This window comes from Bacillus cereus group sp. MYBK227-1, assembly GCF_051916325.1.
Lineage (GTDB): Bacteria > Bacillota > Bacilli > Bacillales > Bacillaceae_G > Bacillus_A > Bacillus_A cereus.
In genome coordinates, this window is sequence record NZ_JBQAGK010000001.1 from 827207 (window position 1) to 846043 (window position 18837).

Here is an 18837-nt window from a genome sequence, read left to right on the forward strand (position 1 = left end):
GATTTTATAAAAAATCAATGAAAAAATGGGAGCTTTTTGAGGAAGAAGCTGCCTTATTGGGATATAGGTGTAAGAGTAGTGTGTGAATTTTATATGTATAAAATAGTATGAAGTCCTTTTCCATTACAAATAATAAATTCTACATACTATTTCACGAACTATAACTGTGAAAGGGAGGATTTATAATTTGAAGGCATTAAAAAATAACTTGTCTATTGTTGCTTTAGGTGGAGTAAATGAAATAGGAAAAAATATGTATGCTATCCAATATGAAAATGATATTGTCGTCATTGATTGTGGATCTAAATTTCCAGATGAAAGTTTATTAGGGATTGATTTAATAATTCCAGACGTCACATATTTGCAAGAAAATAAAGAAAAAATTCGCGGTTTAATAGTAACGCACGGGCATGAGGACCATATTGGTGGAATACCATATTTTTTAAAACAACTAAATGTACCAATCTATGCAACAAAGTTAACGTTAGGTTTAATTGAAATTAAATTAAAGGAACACAATCTTCAAAATGATACGGAATTAATCGTTATTCATTCAGAATCAGAAATTGATTGTGGTTCTATTAAGGCAACTTTTTTTAAAACGAACCACAGTATTCCGGATTGTCTCGGTATTGTTTTTCATACACCAGAAGGTACTGTAGTACATACAGGTGATTTTAAATTTGATTTAACACCAGTAAATAATCAACATCCTGATATTCATAAAATGGCTAAAATAGGAAGTGAAGGTGTACTAGCTTTATTATCTGAAAGCACAAATGCAGAACGCCCAGGTTTTACTCCATCAGAAAGGTCAGTAGGAGAACGGATAGAGGAAATATTTATGAAAGCAAATAGAAAAGTAGTTATTTCTACGTTTGCTTCTAATGTGAATCGTGTTCAGCAAATAGTTGAAGCATGTATAAAAACAAATCGAAAACTAGCTTTGCTAGGGAGAAGTATGGTAAATGTAGTAGAGGTTGCTCTAGAGAAAGGTTATTTACATATTCCAGAAGGTATGTTGATTGAAGCAAATGAGGTAAATCGTTTAGATCCAAAGCAGGTTGCAATACTTTGTACAGGAAGTCAAGGAGAACCAATGGCAGCTTTAGCGCGTTTAGCTAGTGGAAACTATAGACAAGTGGATATTTTACCAGAAGATACGGTTATTATAGCCGCGACCCCTATCCCAGGAAATGAACGTAACGTTTCTCGAATTATCGATAATTTATTTGCATTAGGAGCAAAGGTGATTTACGGATCAGGTAGTTCTACTGGAGTGCATGTATCCGGTCATGCATATCAAGAAGAGTTGAAGTTAATGCTTACATTAATGAAGCCAAAATATTTTATTCCAATTCATGGAGAGTTTAGAATGCTACATCACCATAGTTTGTTAGCAGAATCAATTGGTATTGAAAAGGAAAATATCTTTATTGTACGTAATGGAGATGTTGTAGATATAAGTAATGAAGTGGCAATTCAATCTAGAAGAATACAGGCAGGAAATATATATGTAGATGGATTAGGAATTGGAGATGTTGGAAATGCATTATTACGTGATCGTAAACAACTTTCAGAAGATGGAATGCTCGTTATAGTTATTACTTTTAATAAAGTGGATGGAGAAATAATTTCAGGTCCAGATATTATTTCTCGTGGATTTGTCTATGTCCGTGATTCAGAAGAATTTCTAAGAGAATTAAATAAATTAGCTGTTATTACGATTAATAATTTAAAGAAAGAGAATGTGAATAGCTGGGGTATTTTGAAAAGGGAGGTAAGAGAAGCGTTAGGGAAGTATATATATACAAATACAAAACGAAAGCCGATGATTCTTCCTATAATAATAGAGGTTTAATAGTAAAAAAGAATTCTCGTATGGGAATTCTTTTTTGTTTTGAAGAGAAAATGAACATATAATGAAATAAATAGAAATGGAAGGAAATAAAAGATGTTATTAAATAAACGTTTTACAATTGGAGAAATGGCGAAAATGCATAATATCGCAGAATCTACATTAAGGTATTATGATGAAAAAGGAATTTTTCATCCGTCCATTGTGGATCCTCAAACGAATTATCGTTATTATACAATCGATCAATTTTCACTGTTAGATACGATTAAATTTTTACGCCAGTTAAATATTCCGTTAAAGGAAATTAAGAAATATATTGATGAAAGAAATCCAGCATACGCACTCAATTTACTGGAAAAACAACAAGAGATGATGCTGAAGAAACAAAGAGAAATTGAGTATGCTTTGGCGAAAATGGAGCATAGAATTCATTTAATTAAGAAAGCAACAAAAGCAAAAGCTGAACAAATGGTAATTAAAGAGATTCCGCAGCGAAAAATTACAGCAATTGCGGTTGCTCCAAATACGACGGATGATATGTTTGAGTACTACATTCATTCGTTACAAAAAAATATGAGGCAAATGGATGATAGTTTATTTTCTGGAGATATTGGTGTAACTGTTGCGAAAAAAGGATTAATGCAAAATGAGTTTCAAGCATATAGCAGTGTATTTATTCTTTTGGATTATATGCCGTATGAAGTGCATACTTCAGATGAAATTAAAGAAGGTTTATATGCTTGCTCTTATCATCATGGACCGTATGAAGAAACAGATGCAACGTACAAGGAGTTACTTACATACATTGATAAAGAAGGTTACGAAGTACATGGAGATTCGATTGAGATTGGATTGATTGATTGGTCTGTAACAGAAAATCCAGAGGAGCAAGTAACAGAAATTCAAATTCCTGTAGTGAAAAAATAAGATGAAAACTTTTGAATTGATTACAAATTTACATTCATTAGTATAAGTCAGTTACCTGTTTTTTTAATTCTCTCTTGACCTTCAAGTTACTTGAAGGTTTAAACTAAGAAAAGAGAGTTGAAAAAAAGGAGCATATTAGAGTATGGAAGCAACAGAAAAATTAAGAGAAAAACCGATAAAAAGCTTATTTATTTCTTATTTAATACCAGCCGTTCTTGGAATGGTATTAATGTCAGTGAATATTGTAATTGACGCGGTCATGATTAGTAGAGGAGTTGGGGCGAACGGTTTAGCAGGAGTGAACGTGGCTATTCCAGCATTTTCGATTTTCTTCTCTATTTCATTATGGATCGGAATGGGCGGGGCAACGTTATACTCCATTGCATTAGGCGAAAATAAACGAGAAAGAGCAAGGTCTATTTTTACTCAATCCATGACGGTAGCAGTTGTTATCGTAGGGATTTTAGCAGCGATTTGCTTATGGAGAATAGAAGATTTAGCATACTTATTTGGTGCAAATGAAGTGATTCTACCATATGCGTTAGACTATTTACACGTATTATTAACATTTGGAATGATATACGTTTTAGAAAATATTTTAAGTACATTCATACGGAATGATGGAAATCCTAATTTAGCAATGGCTGGTCTTGTTGTAACAGCTGTATTAAATATAGTGTTTGACTATATCTTTATTTTTATCTTTGGATGGGGCGTAACAGGTGCTGCTTCAGCGACTATTCTTTCGGCAGCGATTGGTTTCCTTGTATTATTAACTCATTTCTTTAGAAAAAGTAGTATTTTAAAGTGGACGAAATTCCATTTTGAATGGGATACTGTCAAACAAATTATGGTGATTGGTTTCCCAAGTTTTACAGCAGAAAGTACGGTTGCAATCGTAACGATTGGTTTTAATATCGCATTCGTCCAATATGCAGGAGAAGTAGGAGTAGCTTCCTATGCGATGGTGAATAGTATTCATGCAATGACATTACTATTATTCTTTGGTGTTGGAGCAGCATTACAGCCAATTGCTAGTTTCCATTATGGGGCAAATTTATCAGAGAGACTTCGTGAAGGATTGAAGTTTGCTGTGAAAATTGCAGTTGTCCTCGGAGGCATTGCGATAATTGTCGGATTATTCTTCGGGAAATATATCATTGGTTTATTTGATGTTCAATCTCCAGAATTATTGGAGTTAACCTTAACAGGTATTAGCTTATTCTTTATCCAATACGTATTTTTAGGTTATAACATTGTGTATGGAGAGTATTTCCAATCAGTGCGACAAACGAAGAAATCAGTACTTATTATAATGAGCCGAGGATTACTATTTATTATTCCATTGTTATGGATTATGCCGAAATTATTTGGGATAAACGGAATTTGGCTCGTTATGCCAGTTGCAGAAGTAATGACAGCGATTATCGTATTTACGATGAATCGTATGAAACATCCTGTTCCATTAAATATGGCAGGAGAGAAAGAAGCGATATGATGAAGAAAATCCCCTTAAGCAATTAAGGGGATTTTTTTATTCCTTTAAACTAATCGCAAAAGATCCATCCGTTTCTTGAACAGAAGCAAAGGCAACGTTTTTAATATTTGTAATTCCTTTTTCCTTTAATTCTTTATATAACCATTTTTCATCTTTATGTATTAACTTTAAGTTATCATATTGAATTTGTGAATCGACGATAAGTGCAATTGGTAATCCAGCATACTTAACTTCTATGTTTAAATCTTTTGGAGTTAATGGTACAAGTTCTCTTTTTGGTAAAATACTAATAGCGCCGTTCGCTTCTAAAATAGCGTATTCAATTTCATGAACACTTGGATATCCTGCAACGCGAAGGTTAGAAAGTAATTCAGCAATTGGATATCTACTTTTTTGTAAATTCTCAAAAATAATGTCACCATGTTTAATTAAAATAATAGGGTGCCCGAGAATAAAACGATTTAGTTTGTTGAATAGGCTTAATTTTGTAAGGATTAAATGTAAACATGTAATTACAAGCATACCGAAAAAAGCTTGCAAAGCACCAGAGACTGGTATGGCCTGAAAAGCTAAATAAGATAAAAAGATAATAGCACCAAAATCATGAGGAGTTAGTTGTGCTAAAGCTGATTTACCGAGCATCTTAAGTGATAGTAAAAATAAAATAAAAAAGAACGATACGTTACATAAAAAGAGAAGCAATAGAGACACTCCTTCGTGCAAAGTTGTACTTACTGTTCCCGAAAGAAATATAAATATTACTTTCTAGAGGATAAATTAGGTTGAATTGGAATTTGTCTGTATACAAACAAATAAATGGATATTATCATGAAAGAAGCAAAGAACATAGGAGTATATGGATATGAAAAAGAAAAAAATAATTAAGTATATGATAGGAATTATAATGGTTTGCGCCGTTTATGTGGGATTTTTACAATATAACATTTATAAGCATGGGCAAATGAATGCGACCTATGAAGCTGATTATATAATTGTATTGGGCTCGAAAGTAAACGGAACGAAACCATCGTACTCATTGCAATATCGTATTGATAAAGCAGCTGAGTATTTGAAATCACATGATAAAGCAATCGCTATTGTATCTGGAGGGAAAGGAAAAGGGGAAGATATTTCAGAAGCATTAGCAATGAAAAATGAATTAATGAAATTAAAAATTGCAGAAGACCGCATTATAATGGAAGATAAGTCAACGAGTACTGATGAAAATATTAAATTCTCAAAACCTTTAATTCCGGACAATATGAAAAAAGGAATGATCGTAACAAACGATTTCCACATGTTTAGAGCGAAAAAAATAGCAGCTAAGCAAGGGTTACAATTAGAAGGTCTTCCGGCCGAAACACCAAAGCGAATTGTCATTCCATCGAATATACGTGAGTATTTAGCCATTACGCAATATTGGTTTATGAATCGAATATAGAGAAAAAAATCCCGTCTGAAAGTCCAGGTGGGATTTTTTGAGGGAAATCTTACAAACATGTCATCTTAATGAAAGGTAAAGCGATAGTTTCTAGAATGGATTCCTGACATAATGAAGATAACAAAAACTATTTAGAGGTGAGTCGGATGAAAGGAAATAATATACTATCTTCACTATGTTACTTTAGTATCTTTTTTGCACCATTTTTACTACCAATTATCGTGTACTTCGTTGCGGAAGATGAAGTGAAATACCACGCGAAAAAAGCATTTTGGTCACATATTTTCCCGTACGCAATTTTATTCGGAGGATTAGCGATATCAGGAATATTCGGTTTAGGATTCAATCAATCTGACGGTGCTGGAATTGGAATGATGATCACATATGCAGTGTTCATTCTTGTAGGAATTTACTACTTCATTTGGAATATCGTAAAAGGTATTAAAGTTTTGAAAACGGCGTAATAAGATAAGAAATAATATGATGTAAATCTGTCGGTATAATTTCATTTACCGTATTAATAAACGTTTTAAAAAGAGCAATTCAAAAAGAATTGCTCTTTTTGTGCTTATAAGTTGTGAATATTGAAAAAGATATGTTAATTTTTCATTAGGAAGAGAAAAAGGAGTGATTTTCATGAATGAGATGATACATAAAATGGAGCAACACGTTTCAGTTCGTAAATATAAAGAAGAACCTATTCCGAAAGATGTAGTAGAAAGAATGGTGCAAGCTGCGCAGCATGCTGCGTCCTCGCATTTTGTACAGGCTTATTCTGTTATATATGTAACAGATCAAGACCTAAAGATTAAACTAGCAGAGCTATCCGGAAATCGTCACGTGAAAGAATGTGCAGCATTCTTTGTTTGTTGTGCAGATTTAAAACGACTTGAAATGGCATGTGAAAAACATGGTACCGAGATAAAGCATGAAGGAGTAGAAGATTTTATCGTTGCGACAGTAGATGCTTCACTTTTTGCGCAAAACTTAGCGCTAGCAGCAGAATCGTTAGGATACGGTATTTGTTATATTGGTGGTATTCGTAATAATCCGAGAGAAGTGAGTGAACTGCTTTATTTACCTGATAAAGTATATCCTGTATTCGGAATGACAGTCGGCGTACCAGATGAAGATCATGGAGTGAAACCACGTTTACCGGTAGCAGCAGTTCTTCATGAAAATGGATATGATGAACAAAAATATGATGAATTACTAAACGAATATGATGAAACGATGAACGCGTATTATAAAGAAAGATCATCAAACAAGAAAAACGTAACATGGACGGAATCAATGAGTTCGTTTATGTCTAAAGAAAAAAGAATGCATATGAAAGAGTTTTTAAGTGAAAAAGGATTTAATAAGAAGTGAGCAAAGAGAGCAAAGAGGCAAACCTGTGATGCAGGTTTGCTTTTTTTTGGAGGAGAAAGGTGATTGTCTTCGAATAAGTATAGGGGGAGGAGATAATATGAAAAAAGCTTTAATTTTTTTGTTTGATGGGTTTGCAGAATTTGAAGTGAATATAGCGAGTTTATTTTTGATAAGTAAGCAATTTGAAATAATAACAGCAACTGTAGACGGAAAAACAGTTACAGGAGAAGGCGGTTTTTTGTGTCAACCACATGTCTCTATTGAGCAAATTAAAATAGAGGACTATGAAGTGTTTATCGTACCAGGCGGACATATTTTTGATCATTTAGAAAATGAACAATTGTTATCTATTGTGAACAAATTACATAAGCAAAATAAATGGATAGCGGGTATTTATGCCGGAACATCTTTATTACATGCAGCAGGGGTGCTGAATAAGAAGAAATTCTCAACATCATTAACATCAGATGAAAAACAATTAGCTCATTTACATGAATGGGAATATAAACAAAACAAAGATGTAACGGTTGATGGAAAAATAATAACAGCGGTAGGGTCTGCGTACGTTGAATTTGCTACTGAAATAATGAAGCAACTCAATTTATTTAATGAAGCTGAAGCGAAGGAGAACTTGCAATATTTTAAAAATGTAACAGAGCTTTGTGATGAAACTTTAGTATAAGTGAATAGTTTGATTGTTAATACCTAAGGCCAGAAAGTTGTTTATTCTTTCTGAACTTAGGTATTTTGTTTGTTATCATATACATAGAAATAAAAATTAATAATTTTTTACAAAAGTGATAGAAAATGAGAATGAAATGCCAATAGTAAGTAAAAGCGGCATAATAGCCGCTTTTTATCGTTTTATTTAGTATTTGATTTGAAATGTTTATCTTATGAAAGAAAGATTATTGCTAATTGTAAACTGTCAATAAAGTTATTTAAGTTTTGATATGGAATACCCTGCCGGAAAATACAGCAATAATTTTGTTTGAACATATCTGTTATGGCGCAATCTAAAGCATCTTCTATAACAAGTTCAAACTTTCAATAAGAAGATAACCCCCTGTACAACTTAAAAGAATGTACGTAAATATTTTAAAAATCCGTTGATTAAGCCATTTAAAAATAATTTGACCTATAAACAAACCTAAAAATACAATTGGAATGGCATAAAAACTTGATTCCCAAATGGTTTTGTTTGTGCCAGTAAAGAGTATTTGAGTTACTAGGCTAATGAAATATATAAACAAATAAAAAGCTAATGTAGTTGCTCTTAACTTCTCTTTTTTAGTATCAGTTCCTGTAAAATAAAGTAACAGGGGTGGGCCGGGCATACCGATACTTGTCGTTAAAAGACCAGATAATCCACCAACTATGAAATCTCTAGATTGTGTTGATCTAATCTTAACGTTGCATATTAGCAATAATGTTAATAGTAAGAGTAGGATGCTAACTGCTAATTTAAAAGTGTTTATGTTAACGGAAATGAAAATTAAAATGCCAAAAGGAACACCAACTATACTTCCAAAAATAAACCTTTTCAGTAGAACAAAATCAACGTCCATTCTTATTTTCCAAATGAGTGAAATGGAAATAATTAAAGATAAAATAATGTTTATTTGTATAGCTTCTTGTGGTAGAAATAACATAAGTAAGAAAGGGGTTGCCATTATGGAAAAGCCAAAACCTGTACTTGCTTGCAGAATAGAAGCCACTAATATAATACATACGAAAATGAATGTGATACCCAAAACAGCCCTCCTATTTAATCAAGTTTAACTAGTTAAAGTCTATTATTTAAGTGCAATATTTCACAAACTCATTTGTATTTTAACATAAATATCTAGTTTTTTCTCAAATAGTATTGCCATATAAGGCTCTTTAACTAAAAAATCCGACTTACATTTTGAAACAATTTTATTATGGGGAAACAAATAATGAATGGGATCAAAATGTATTGATTATCATTAAATTATTCACTGAGATCCCCGCGATAAAACAAGAACAGCCATATAAAACTTACAAAAATACAGCATGTAGCTAATAAACTGCCAATCATTTGAGGAGAAAGAATTTCTAACAGCCCTCCTGTAAAAAACATCGATAACTGAATAAGAGATCCGTAAATAGAATAATGGAATGAAAAAACTTTAACTATCATATTTTCGTGTGTGTAAGTTTGAAGTAATGTCGTATCAAGTGGAACGATGATTCCTCCTGCTATACGCATACAGAATAAAGTAATGATACCGATAATAAGTTGATCGGATAGAATGAATCCGAGAAAGAAAATTCCTTGTAATAAGTAGGCCCAACCGAATACTTTTTTCATTTTTTCTTTATTATGTGATATATAAAGATTAACGAGAAGGCTTCCTATCATAAGCCCAGCCCCTTGAACCGTATATAAAATCCCAATGTTCGTATGGAAAATTTTTTCGGCATAGATCGTTAGAAGTAGTTGATAAGCGCCTCCAATAATGCCCCATGAAATGCCGACAAGAATTAATGTTAAAATGATTTTTGTTTGTAATATGTATGTATAACCACCTTTTATATCAGTGAAAAATGTTTCTTATTCCATAGTAAACAATATGTTGTTAGTTGAAATCGCAAATAAGAGGGATATAAATTCATACGAAAGTATGAAAAAAACAGCTCAAATATGAGCTGTTTTTCTATAGTTTTTCGTTCATTTGTCAAGGATAGGATATATTAATATCCGTATCCGCCGCCACCCCAACAGCTACATCCGATGATGATTAGAAGGATGAATAGTACGATAAGCAAAGCAAATCCACCGCCGAAACCAGCGCAACTTCCACCATAACTCATATGTTTTCCTCCTTTTTAGTAAGTTAATCTATATGGTTCATGGACTACTATATACAGTATGTTTTTTGTATAGAAAACGAGCCAGTCTCATTTATAATTAGACAAATGCCTGTAGATTCATTAGGATTGCATGTTAGTGATTTGTAAATAAACCTTTACGTAATTCATAATTTAGGCATAAAAAATAAAAAATTGTAAAAAAAACCATTTTCTTATTTTTTTATGAGAGAATATGTACTATAATTTTACAAGTAATATTATGGGAAAAGGGAGTTTTAGTATAGAGATGGAGATGGGACAATTAAAAAATAAAATAGAAAACAAAAAGAAAGAGTTAATTCAACTTGTTGCGAGACACGGATTGGATCATGATAAAGTTTTGTTATTTAGTCGTGATTTAGATATACTTATTAATAAGTTTATGAACATAAAAGACAAAGTGCATAAATAAAAAATTTATAGTTTTTTATATTAAGATGTTTCACAGAAAGGAGAGGACAGTAATTGGAACATTTACAGGAAGAATTGTATAAACAAATAAAAGAAGAAAAAGGTACAGTTACAATTTTCTTAAAGAGTGGCGTTAGAATAATAGGAGAAGTTGTTGGAGTGGATAAATTTACAGTTTTAATCTTAGTGGATGGAAAACAACAGCTTATTTATAAGCAGGCTATATCAACAATAATGAAATAAGACACTCTTGTTGAGTGTCTTATTTCATTATTGCTTGCATGCCTCAACATCAATGCCGGCAGCAATTAACTTCTTTTCTCCATCTTGTTCAATGATTTTTTGTAATTTAGATAGGAAAGAATCAAAGTTTGTATGCTTTGCTACTTGGAATGTCATTTTATGTTCAATTGGTAGCCACGTATCAATATCAGCTTCGTTATGCTGGATTTTCACCTCAAGTTTATCGAGTGCATTAGCAACTTTTGCTTCGTACGTTTCTTTCGCTTCAAACTCCATCCATAAGTCATATAATTCCTCACCGAGAGAACCTGTTAATGTTTGTTTAATATTTAAAATAGCTTCTAGTTCATTTTTTTGTTTTTGTAGCTGTAAGTCATGACTATTCATTGTATCAAATGCAGGGATATCACCAGCTTCGGCTTCGACTAGATCGTGAATAATAACCATTTTAAGTAATTTCTCAATATTTACTTTTTGATCCAAATAAGGTTCAACTAAAATGGCCATTAGAGACATGCGCCATGTATGTTCGGCAACACTTTCTTGACGTCCGTTGGAAAGCCAGCTATGTCGCATTTCATATTTTAGTTTTTCTGCTAATGCAATGACTTGTAAAATGTTGTGTTCCATCGTGATCCTCCTCATTTATTCATACCATAATTCTAATATAGAAATGAAATGTGTCAATTTCATGAGTATATTGCGATAAACAGATGATAAGCGTATAATACATGTTATATGTGAAAACGTATTATTAAAATAAAAAAATGTTATATAAAAATGGAAAGGAAAGGGCAGAAATATGGGAGAGAAAAATCAAGTATTAGCTAGACCACAAAGAAGAAAAAGGAAGTTTGATATTTCTAGCCCAGTGGGCATTATAGTAGGTTTCATTATAGTGATAGCGGCAATTATGCTTGGCGGCGGTGGAATAAAAGCTTTCAAAAACTTTTTAGATGTTTCATCTATTTTAATTGTCATAGGGGGAACAACAGCGACAATTGTTGTGGCATATCGATTTGGAGAAATAAAAAAATATACGAAAAGCATTTTTACTGTTTTACATAGAAGAGAAGAAGATTTAGAACAGTTAACGGATTTGTTTGTCGATTTTTCGAAAAAGTCTAAAAAGCACGGCTTGCTTTCTTTAGAGGTAGATGGAGAGCAAGTGGATAATCCTTTTATTCAAAAAGGAATTCGATTAATGTTAAGCGGTTACGATGAAGATGAATTAAAAGAAGTGTTATTGAAAGATATTGAAACGGAAGTGTATGAGTTAAGAAAAGGAGCAGCATTATTAGATAAAATTGGTGATTTTGCTCCAGCTTGGGGAATGATTGGTACGTTAATCGGTCTTATCATTATGCTCCAAAACTTACAAGATACATCGCAAATTGGTACAGGAATGGCAGTTGCGATGTTAACGACATTATATGGGTCTGTACTTGCGAATATGATTGCAATCCCTCTTGCGGAAAAAGTATATCGTGGTATTGAAGATTTATATACAGAGAAGAAGTTTGTAATAGAAGCAATTTCAGAATTGTATCGTGGACAAATCCCTTCTAAATTAAAGTTGAAACTGGATACATACGTATACGAAACAAAGGTAAAAAAGGTAAAAGGAGCAGCCTAATATTTCAAGGAGTGGTATGATGAGTAAAGGACCGCAAAAGGGATCGCCTCGTTGGATGACGACTTTTACAGATTTAACGATGTTATTATTAACTTTCTTTGTATTACTAGTTGCTACATCAAAGCAAGATGCAGTAAAATTGTCAAAGATGCTTGAAAAATTTAGTGATACGGGGCAAGTAGATGCAAAAGTAATGGAAAATACAATACCAGATATTTCACATGAAAAAAATGATGAAAAAATGATCTCAAAAAAGAGAATGGATGAATTATATAAGAAGTTAAAAGCGTATGTAGATAATAACGGTATTAGTCAAGTGAATGTATATCGGGAGGATACAGGGGTAAGCGTCGTTATAGTAGATAATTTAATATTTGATACAGGCGATGCAAACGTTAAGCCCGAAGCGAAAGGGATAATAAGTCAATTAGTTGGATTTTTTCAATCCGTACCTAACCCAATTGTTGTAGAGGGACATACAGATAGTAGACCTATTCATAACGAGAAATTCCCTTCTAATTGGGAGTTATCTTCAGCACGAGCGGCAAATATGATTCACCATTTAATTGAAGTGTATAATGTGGACGATAAAAGGCTAGCTGCGGTAGGATATGCAGACACAAAGCCAATTGTACCAAATGATTCACCGCAAAACTGGGAAAAAAACCGTCGCGTTGTTATTTATATAAAAGAGTAGTATATTATTATTTTAATAATAAAATAATAAAAATACGAAAATTCTTTTAAAAAAATATTAAATTTTATCATTTTATTTTGTATAATGAGTGAGAATGATAAGGTGAAATATTAAGATATATTTATACATAGAAGGAGAGAATTAAAAAGAATGGCACATAAAATTTTAGTAGTAGACGATGCGATGTTTATGCGAACGATGATTAAAAACTTATTAAAAAGTAATGCTGAATTTGAAGTTATCGGCGAAGCAGAGAATGGGGTAGAAGCAATTCAAAAGTATAAAGAACTTCAACCTGATATTGTAACATTAGATATTACTATGCCAGAAATGGACGGGCTTGAAGCATTAAAGGAAATTATTAAAATTGATTCAAGTGCAAAGGTTGTTATTTGTTCTGCAATGGGACAACAAGGTATGGTATTAGATGCAATTAAGGGCGGGGCAAAAGACTTTATTGTAAAGCCATTCCAAGCGGATCGTGTAATTGAAGCTTTAACAAAAGTAGCAAATAGTTAATATAGAAGGGGTGCCACAAGGAATCAAAACAGTGATAGCGGATCGACGTGTGGCCCCCTTTTTTCTCATTGTAAAACACTAAATTGTTATACATAAATGAAATGTTTGTTAGACAGGTAGGGGATAAAAATGCAAACAGATCTATTAAATATATTTTTCGAAGAGTCAGAAGAACATTTACAGTCGCTAAATGAAAATGTGCTAGTGTTAGAACAAAATCCTGCTGATATGGATGTTGTAGGAGAAATATTCCGATCCGCTCATACATTCAAAGGTATGTCTGCGAGCATGGAATTTACGGAGATGGCTGATTTAACGCATAAGATGGAAAATGTGTTAGATGAAATTCGTCATGGAAATATAGTTGTAAATGCGGATATTATTGATGTGATTTTTGAGTGCATTGATAATTTGGAGAAGATGGTTGCAGATGTGCAACAAGGTGGAATGGGCAATATTGATGTAGCCTCAACTAAACAGAAATTAGAAGCGTTATTGAACGGCAATGTAGAAACTCCTACGGAACATATAGAGCAAAATCATATAGACAACGATGATGCAGTTTCGCATGAAGTGCATATAACAGTTGAACAGCAAGCGATTTTAAAAGCAGTACGTGCCATTATGTGTATTGAAGCATTGCAAAATGTAGGGAATATACAAAAAACAGCTCCGAGTATTGAAGAAATTGAGGCAGATGCTTTCGGATTTGAATTTACAGTATTTATGGATACGGATTGTAGTATAGAAGAATTGAAACAAGTAGTACTTCATGTTTCTGAAATTGAGAAAGTGGAAGTAAAGCAAGGAGAACCTATATCGAAGGAAGTAGCTTCTAAAAAAGTCGTTACACAAGAAGTTGTGCAAGTAGAAGAAAAGCTACAACCAGCTGTGGCTACGCAGGTAGAATCACCAATAGAGGCAACGAATCAACCTTCAAGTGCTATGCCAGCTAAAAGTACTACAAAAACGAAAAATGCTAAAGTGGAGAATCGTTCAATTCGTGTTCAATTAGAGAAAATCGAAAGATTAATGAATATGTTTGAAGAAAGTGTAATTGAACGTGGGCGCATTGATGAATTGGCTCAAACGATTCAAAACAAGGAGCTAATTGAACATTTAAATCGATTAGGCGATATTTCAAAAGATATTCAAAATGTACTATTAAATATGCGTATGGTGCCGATTGAAACTGTGTTCAATCGTTTCCCGCGTATGGTACGTATGTTAGCGAAAGATTTAGGGAAAAAAATCGATTTACAAATTACAGGTGAAGATACTGAAGTAGATAAAATTGTTATTGATGAAATCGGTGATCCGCTCGTTCATTTAATTCGAAATGCAATCGATCACGGTGTTGAAACTGTTGAAAAACGACGTGATGCAGGTAAAAATGAGACAGGTACGATTAAATTAGAAGCCTTTCATAGTGGAAATCATGTCGTTATTCAAATTACGGATGATGGAAACGGTATTAATAAAGGGAAAGTATTAGAAAAAGCGATTAAAAATGGCGTTGTAACTGAAGCAGATGCGAATAGATTAACAGATCGTGAAGTGTTTGATCTTATTTTCCAACCAGGATTTAGTACAGCTGAAGTTGTATCAGATCTTTCTGGACGCGGTGTCGGATTAGATGTTGTAAAACATACGATTCATAGTTTAGGTGGACATTTAATTATTGATTCTGAGGAAGGAAAGGGAAGTACATTTAGAATTGAACTTCCATTAACGTTGTCTATTATTCAATCTATGCTTGTTCAAACGAATGATAAGCGTTATGCTTTACCTCTTGGAAATATCGTTGAAGCAATTCGAATTAAGAGAGAAGACATCCAATCCTTACAAGGGAAAGATGTGTTAAATTATCGTAATCAAATTATTGAAGTGAAACATTTAAGTACTGTATTTGGTGAAAAAACAGTAGATGAGGCGTTTGCGTCATATGATGGTCAAATGGTTCCTGTGTTAATTGTTCGTAATACACATCGCAGCTATGGACTTATTGTAAACACAATTATCGGTCAAAGAGAAATAGTCTTAAAGTCATTAGGTGACTTCTTTGCAGAGAGTTCTAACTATTTCTCTGGTGCGACGATTCTCGGTGATGGACGAGTGGTCCTCATTTTAAACCCAGAAGGTTTATAATAGGAATGAAGGAAAGCTCCCCACTTGTATACAATTGGGGAGCTTTTTGGCTAATTGCTACGAATCTAATAATCGGATACATAGTAACGTTTTATACTAATGAGTTTGCTAAAATAAAATAAGAGTTTATATTATTTGATAGAAAAACAGAAATGAGGAGGCAGGGAAAATGCCTGAGCAACACACAAAAGGGGATACGAGCACGATTGTGCTAGAAAAAGAAAATGAGCATTTAACGCCTCAAGAATGCGATATTCTTGGCGAAATTGCAAATATATCATTTGGTTCAGCTTCGACTGTATTATCAACAATTTTAAATAGGCAAGTAAGCATTACTGCTCCTCGCATAGAGTTGGTAGATTTATATGATTCAAGAGATGTCGAAGTTCCACATGTTGTATTAAACATTCATTTTACAAAAGGATTAGATATGGAAAACCTTCTTGTCCTTAAGCAAGATGTTGCATTATCCATTGCTGATTTAATGATGATGGGAACAGGTGAAGTGGAGGACGGAAAAGAACTTGGCGAATTAGAGCTAAGTGCTGTACAAGAAGCGATGAATCAAATGATGGGATTCGCAGCTACATCTATGTCGGAATTCTTCCAAGATACAGTAGATATGTCTCCGCCGACGATTAAAGTTGTAAAGTTATCAGAAGAAATGGAGAAAATTTCTGAAATCGATGGGAATCATACGATTGTTAAAGTGTCGTTTGATTTAAAGATAGATAATCTTGTAAATTCTAAACTTGTACAAATTGTTTCAGTTGATCATGCGAAACAAATGGTAAATAAATTAATGCAATTATCTGGTGAAGTAGAAGAAACAGTCGAACCAGCAGAAGTAGTGGAAACTGAGATTGTAGAAGAACAAGTTGAAAAAGAGCATTTAACACAAGAAGAGAAAGATGTACTTGGTGAAATTGCAAATATTTCAATTGGTTCCGCTTCAACAGTATTGTCAACGCTTTTAAATCAGCCAGTTACAATTAGTACACCAAATGTGGAAGCAATCAATGTTCGTCATTATGATGGAGTACCAGTGCCATTTGTTATTTTAAATGTCGACTTTGTTGAAGGGCTAAAGAATGAGAATGTATTCGTATTTACGAAAGATGTCGCCTTAACAATGGTAGATTTAATGATGATGGGAACAGGGGAAGTTGATCCGGAAAAAGAGCTTACTGAATTAGAACTGAGCGGTATTAAAGAAATTATGAACCAAATGATGGGTCATGCTGCTACGGCGATGTCAGAAATGTTCCAAGAAAAAATGGACATGACGCCGCCAAATGTTAAATTTGTAACGTTAAAAGAAGAAATGGAGTATTTGGGAGAGTCAATGGAAGTGGACGAACTCGTTCAAATTACGTTCAATCTTGAAATTGGTGATCTGCTTCAATCGAAAATGTATCAAATTTTGCCAATTTCTGAAGCGAAAGAAATGGTAAGGCGACTTCTGTATCCAATGGTGGAAGAAGAAGAGATTGCCACAGAAGAAATTGAAGAAGAAAAAATTGTAGAACCAGTTGTGCAACCTATTGAATTTAAAGAAGTAAAACAAATGGAACCAGTATATATGGACACGTCCATTCTACAAAATGTAGAAATGAATGTGAAATTTGTATTTGGAAGTACAGTGAAAACGATTCAAGATATATTAAGTTTACAAGAAAATGAAGCAGTTGTGCTAGATGAGGATATTGATGAACCAATTCGTATTTATGTAAATGATGTATTAGTGGCGTATGGTGAACTTGTAAATGTAGATGGATTTTTCGGAGTAAAAGTGACGAAATCACTATAAGGCATTGAAATAGGAGTTTGAACTAGTAGATGAAAAACGTAAAGTTTTTTCTAATGAGTTGGCTAAGCATACATGTATGCTTGTTCTTCCCCTTGCAAAGTCAGGCTGAGGAACAAATTGAGTCAGATCAAAAAATAAATGAAGTGAATGTACAAGAAGAAAATAAGGAATCTCAAGAATCGTCAGAGCAAGTGGAAACGAAGCAAGATGAAGAGAAACAAAAAGAAGCAGAACAACAAGAAGTAGTAAATAAACAATTGAGTGAAAGAAAGATAGAAACAGAACAGGGAATTATTACAGTAAATAAGCCGGAGCTTAAAGTTGGCGAAGAGGTGCGAATTGCTGTAGAACCAAATGGGAAAAACATTCAAAGTATGAAAGGTATATTGCAGTTACAAAAAAATGGGGAGCAATATGCGCAAGAAAGAATGTTATCTTTTGAGTATGATGAAGAAACGAAGAGCTGGGTTGCTAACTATAAAGCAGGGGATTTTGATTTGCAAGGTGATTGGAATCTTCAGCTCGTTCAAAGTTACAAAGAGAATGAGAAAGAAGAGCTCATAAAAAATGAAGTGAAAGTCCCGCTCATTCGTATTAAAAATGAAACGCCAACTATAGATAAAGAATTGCCAAAGTTACAGAAAGTTACTATTGATGAAGTAAAAGAGAACTTAGTTGAACGAAAACAGGGAGATTCTATACATATACGAGTAAAAGCATCAGATATAGAATCGGTTGTAAAAGAAGTGCGCGTTACATTAAAAGGGAAAGAAAATAAAGAGCTTTCGTTTTTATTAGACTACAACAAGCATGATATGGATTGGCAAAAAGTATTTGAAATAACAGAAGCATTGCCGGCTGGGCCATACGAATTACTTGTAGAGATAATAGATGCAGCAGGTAATAAACTTGTTGAGGAAAGTGAATATACCATTTCTGTTTTGGTGCCAAAAAATGAAGATGATAAAAAGATAGAAGAGAAAGAAGATAAATTAGATAATAAACTAGAAAATGAATTAGAAGATAAGAAAGAAAATGAGAAGCAAGAAGATTCTAAAGTCAAAAACCCGGTTCCAGAAGAAAATTTGCCAGTTGTTCAAATTCCGAAGCGAGATGAGAAAGTAAATAAGTTTATAAAAGAACCGTTGGAAGAGAAAGAGGAATTTACTTACGTTATAAAAGAGCCGTTCGAAGACAACAAGGAAGTACATAAGGCGAAGGACCAAAAAGAGAAAAATAACAAACAAGTTGCCTCTAAAAAGAAAGAACAAAAAGAAGAACCGAAAGACAAGAAAGAAGAAAAAGGTGAACAGGGAGTGCAAGCTTCTGATGTGTTTACTATCATGTCAGGTTTATTCGTACTGTTTTTAGTTTTAAAGAGTAATAAAGAATGGGGCTAAT

The 18837-nt window shown here is 33.2% G+C and carries 19 protein-coding genes and 1 pseudogene; 15 read left to right on the forward strand and 5 right to left on the reverse strand.

Annotation, left to right across the window (positions count from 1 at the left end):
- Nucleotides 1-187: 187 nt before the first annotated feature.
- The 3 genes from ACTFRM_RS04480 to ACTFRM_RS04490 all read left to right on the forward strand — a co-directional run bounded on the left by ACTFRM_RS04480 (nt 188) and on the right by ACTFRM_RS04490 (nt 4283).
- Nucleotides 188-1861, forward strand: coding sequence for a ribonuclease J (locus tag ACTFRM_RS04480; protein WP_000645621.1), 1674 nt, complete (start codon nt 188-190; stop codon nt 1859-1861).
- A gap of 93 nt (nt 1862-1954) precedes the next feature.
- Nucleotides 1955-2785, forward strand: a complete 831-nt coding sequence (locus tag ACTFRM_RS04485; protein WP_000925935.1) for a MerR family transcriptional regulator — start codon at nt 1955-1957, stop codon at nt 2783-2785.
- Between the two features lie 142 nt (nt 2786-2927).
- A complete protein-coding gene (locus ACTFRM_RS04490; RefSeq protein WP_000388389.1) occupies nt 2928-4283 on the forward strand; it encodes an MATE family efflux transporter in 1356 nt (451 codons plus the stop codon).
- 36 nt (nt 4284-4319) lie between these two features.
- Here the strand turns inward: ACTFRM_RS04490 and ACTFRM_RS04495 are convergent, their stop codons facing one another.
- A complete protein-coding gene (locus tag ACTFRM_RS04495; RefSeq protein WP_440043097.1) occupies nt 4320-4985 on the reverse strand; it encodes a DUF421 domain-containing protein in 666 nt (221 codons plus the stop codon).
- A 160-nt stretch (nt 4986-5145) separates the two neighbouring features.
- On the opposite strand from ACTFRM_RS04495, the gene ACTFRM_RS04500 reads away from it, so the two are divergent.
- From ACTFRM_RS04500 to ACTFRM_RS04515, 4 genes are all read left to right on the forward strand, one after another.
- Nucleotides 5146-5724: a YdcF family protein gene (locus ACTFRM_RS04500; RefSeq protein WP_217362690.1), complete on the forward strand. Its 579-nt coding sequence runs from the start codon at nt 5146-5148 to the stop codon at nt 5722-5724.
- 146 nt (nt 5725-5870) lie between these two features.
- Entirely contained in the window at nt 5871-6188 is a 318-nt protein-coding gene (locus tag ACTFRM_RS04505; protein ID WP_000678038.1) for a DUF4870 domain-containing protein, read from the forward strand.
- A 172-nt stretch (nt 6189-6360) separates the two neighbouring features.
- Nucleotides 6361-7095: an oxygen-insensitive NADPH nitroreductase gene (gene nfsA, locus ACTFRM_RS04510; RefSeq protein ID WP_440043099.1), complete on the forward strand. Its 735-nt coding sequence runs from the start codon at nt 6361-6363 to the stop codon at nt 7093-7095.
- A 97-nt stretch (nt 7096-7192) separates the two neighbouring features.
- Nucleotides 7193-7777: a type 1 glutamine amidotransferase family protein gene (locus ACTFRM_RS04515; RefSeq protein WP_000709448.1), complete on the forward strand. Its 585-nt coding sequence runs from the start codon at nt 7193-7195 to the stop codon at nt 7775-7777.
- A gap of 346 nt (nt 7778-8123) precedes the next feature.
- Here ACTFRM_RS04515 and ACTFRM_RS04520 read toward each other — a convergent pair whose 3' ends face one another.
- The 3 genes and pseudogenes from ACTFRM_RS04520 to ACTFRM_RS04530 all read right to left on the reverse strand — a co-directional run bounded on the left by ACTFRM_RS04520 (nt 8124) and on the right by ACTFRM_RS04530 (nt 9933).
- On the reverse strand, nt 8124-8849 hold the full coding sequence (locus tag ACTFRM_RS04520) for a sulfite exporter TauE/SafE family protein (protein ID WP_000513093.1): 726 nt from the start codon (nt 8847-8849) through the stop codon (nt 8124-8126).
- Between the two features lie 221 nt (nt 8850-9070).
- Nucleotides 9071-9673 (reverse strand): annotated as a pseudogene (locus ACTFRM_RS04525) (MFS transporter); the annotation flags it as partial.
- A 140-nt stretch (nt 9674-9813) separates the two neighbouring features.
- Nucleotides 9814-9933: a YjcZ family sporulation protein gene (locus ACTFRM_RS04530; RefSeq protein WP_000120179.1), complete on the reverse strand. Its 120-nt coding sequence runs from the start codon at nt 9931-9933 to the stop codon at nt 9814-9816.
- 232 nt (nt 9934-10165) lie between these two features.
- Here ACTFRM_RS04530 and ACTFRM_RS04535 point away from each other — a divergent pair, with 232 nt between their 5' ends.
- Together ACTFRM_RS04535 and hfq are read left to right on the forward strand one after the other, a co-directional pair.
- Complete coding sequence (locus ACTFRM_RS04535; protein ID WP_000291688.1) at nt 10166-10384, forward strand: aspartyl-phosphate phosphatase Spo0E family protein; 219 nt, start codon at nt 10166-10168, stop codon at nt 10382-10384.
- Between the two features lie 53 nt (nt 10385-10437).
- Nucleotides 10438-10626: an RNA chaperone Hfq gene (gene hfq, locus ACTFRM_RS04540; protein ID WP_000400664.1), complete on the forward strand. Its 189-nt coding sequence runs from the start codon at nt 10438-10440 to the stop codon at nt 10624-10626.
- A gap of 27 nt (nt 10627-10653) precedes the next feature.
- Here the strand turns inward: hfq and ACTFRM_RS04545 are convergent, their stop codons facing one another.
- Nucleotides 10654-11256, reverse strand: coding sequence for an HD domain-containing protein (locus tag ACTFRM_RS04545; RefSeq protein ID WP_000400752.1), 603 nt, complete (start codon nt 11254-11256; stop codon nt 10654-10656).
- Between the two features lie 172 nt (nt 11257-11428).
- Between ACTFRM_RS04545 and ACTFRM_RS04550 the strand changes: the two genes are divergently transcribed.
- The 6 genes from ACTFRM_RS04550 to ACTFRM_RS04575 all read left to right on the forward strand — a co-directional run bounded on the left by ACTFRM_RS04550 (nt 11429) and on the right by ACTFRM_RS04575 (nt 18836).
- Complete coding sequence (locus ACTFRM_RS04550) at nt 11429-12262, forward strand: flagellar motor protein MotP (protein ID WP_000504191.1); 834 nt, start codon at nt 11429-11431, stop codon at nt 12260-12262.
- 19 nt (nt 12263-12281) lie between these two features.
- Complete coding sequence (locus tag ACTFRM_RS04555; protein ID WP_000033627.1) at nt 12282-12959, forward strand: OmpA family protein; 678 nt, start codon at nt 12282-12284, stop codon at nt 12957-12959.
- 150 nt (nt 12960-13109) lie between these two features.
- Nucleotides 13110-13478 carry a response regulator gene (locus ACTFRM_RS04560; RefSeq protein ID WP_000940568.1) on the forward strand — a complete coding sequence of 123 codons (369 nt, stop codon included), beginning with the start codon at nt 13110-13112 and terminating at the stop codon, nt 13476-13478.
- Between the two features lie 129 nt (nt 13479-13607).
- Nucleotides 13608-15626, forward strand: a complete 2019-nt coding sequence (locus tag ACTFRM_RS04565; protein WP_001192608.1) for a chemotaxis protein CheA — start codon at nt 13608-13610, stop codon at nt 15624-15626.
- Between the two features lie 169 nt (nt 15627-15795).
- Entirely contained in the window at nt 15796-17436 is a 1641-nt protein-coding gene (locus ACTFRM_RS04570) for a flagellar motor switch protein (RefSeq protein WP_001115002.1), read from the forward strand.
- 29 nt (nt 17437-17465) lie between these two features.
- Nucleotides 17466-18836 (forward strand): hypothetical protein, encoded by a 1371-nt coding sequence (locus ACTFRM_RS04575; RefSeq protein ID WP_000800112.1) that lies wholly within the window; start codon nt 17466-17468, stop codon nt 18834-18836.
- The last annotated feature ends 1 nt before the right edge of the window (nt 18837 follow it).

Excerpts from the sequence above, each read along its gene's own strand:
- ACTFRM_RS04485 (WP_000925935.1), top strand. The coding sequence starts at position 1,955 with ATGTTATTAAATAAACGTTTTACAATTGGAGAAATGGCGAAAATGCAT.
- ACTFRM_RS04490 (WP_000388389.1), top strand. The coding sequence starts at position 2,928 with ATGGAAGCAACAGAAAAATTAAGAGAAAAACCGATAAAAAGCTTATTT.
- ACTFRM_RS04500 (WP_217362690.1), top strand. The coding sequence starts at position 5,146 with ATGAAAAAGAAAAAAATAATTAAGTATATGATAGGAATTATAATGGTT.
- ACTFRM_RS04505 (WP_000678038.1), top strand. The coding sequence starts at position 5,871 with ATGAAAGGAAATAATATACTATCTTCACTATGTTACTTTAGTATCTTT.
- nfsA (WP_440043099.1), top strand. The coding sequence starts at position 6,361 with ATGAATGAGATGATACATAAAATGGAGCAACACGTTTCAGTTCGTAAA.
- ACTFRM_RS04515 (WP_000709448.1), top strand. The coding sequence starts at position 7,193 with ATGAAAAAAGCTTTAATTTTTTTGTTTGATGGGTTTGCAGAATTTGAA.
- ACTFRM_RS04530 (WP_000120179.1), bottom strand. The coding sequence starts at position 9,933 with ATGAGTTATGGTGGAAGTTGCGCTGGTTTCGGCGGTGGATTTGCTTTG.
- ACTFRM_RS04535 (WP_000291688.1), top strand. The coding sequence starts at position 10,166 with ATGTACTATAATTTTACAAGTAATATTATGGGAAAAGGGAGTTTTAGT.
- ACTFRM_RS04545 (WP_000400752.1), bottom strand. The coding sequence starts at position 11,256 with ATGGAACACAACATTTTACAAGTCATTGCATTAGCAGAAAAACTAAAA.
- ACTFRM_RS04550 (WP_000504191.1), top strand. The coding sequence starts at position 11,429 with ATGGGAGAGAAAAATCAAGTATTAGCTAGACCACAAAGAAGAAAAAGG.
- ACTFRM_RS04555 (WP_000033627.1), top strand. The coding sequence starts at position 12,282 with ATGAGTAAAGGACCGCAAAAGGGATCGCCTCGTTGGATGACGACTTTT.
- ACTFRM_RS04560 (WP_000940568.1), top strand. The coding sequence starts at position 13,110 with ATGGCACATAAAATTTTAGTAGTAGACGATGCGATGTTTATGCGAACG.
- ACTFRM_RS04565 (WP_001192608.1), top strand. The coding sequence starts at position 13,608 with ATGCAAACAGATCTATTAAATATATTTTTCGAAGAGTCAGAAGAACAT.
- ACTFRM_RS04570 (WP_001115002.1), top strand. The coding sequence starts at position 15,796 with ATGCCTGAGCAACACACAAAAGGGGATACGAGCACGATTGTGCTAGAA.
- ACTFRM_RS04575 (WP_000800112.1), top strand. The coding sequence starts at position 17,466 with ATGAAAAACGTAAAGTTTTTTCTAATGAGTTGGCTAAGCATACATGTA.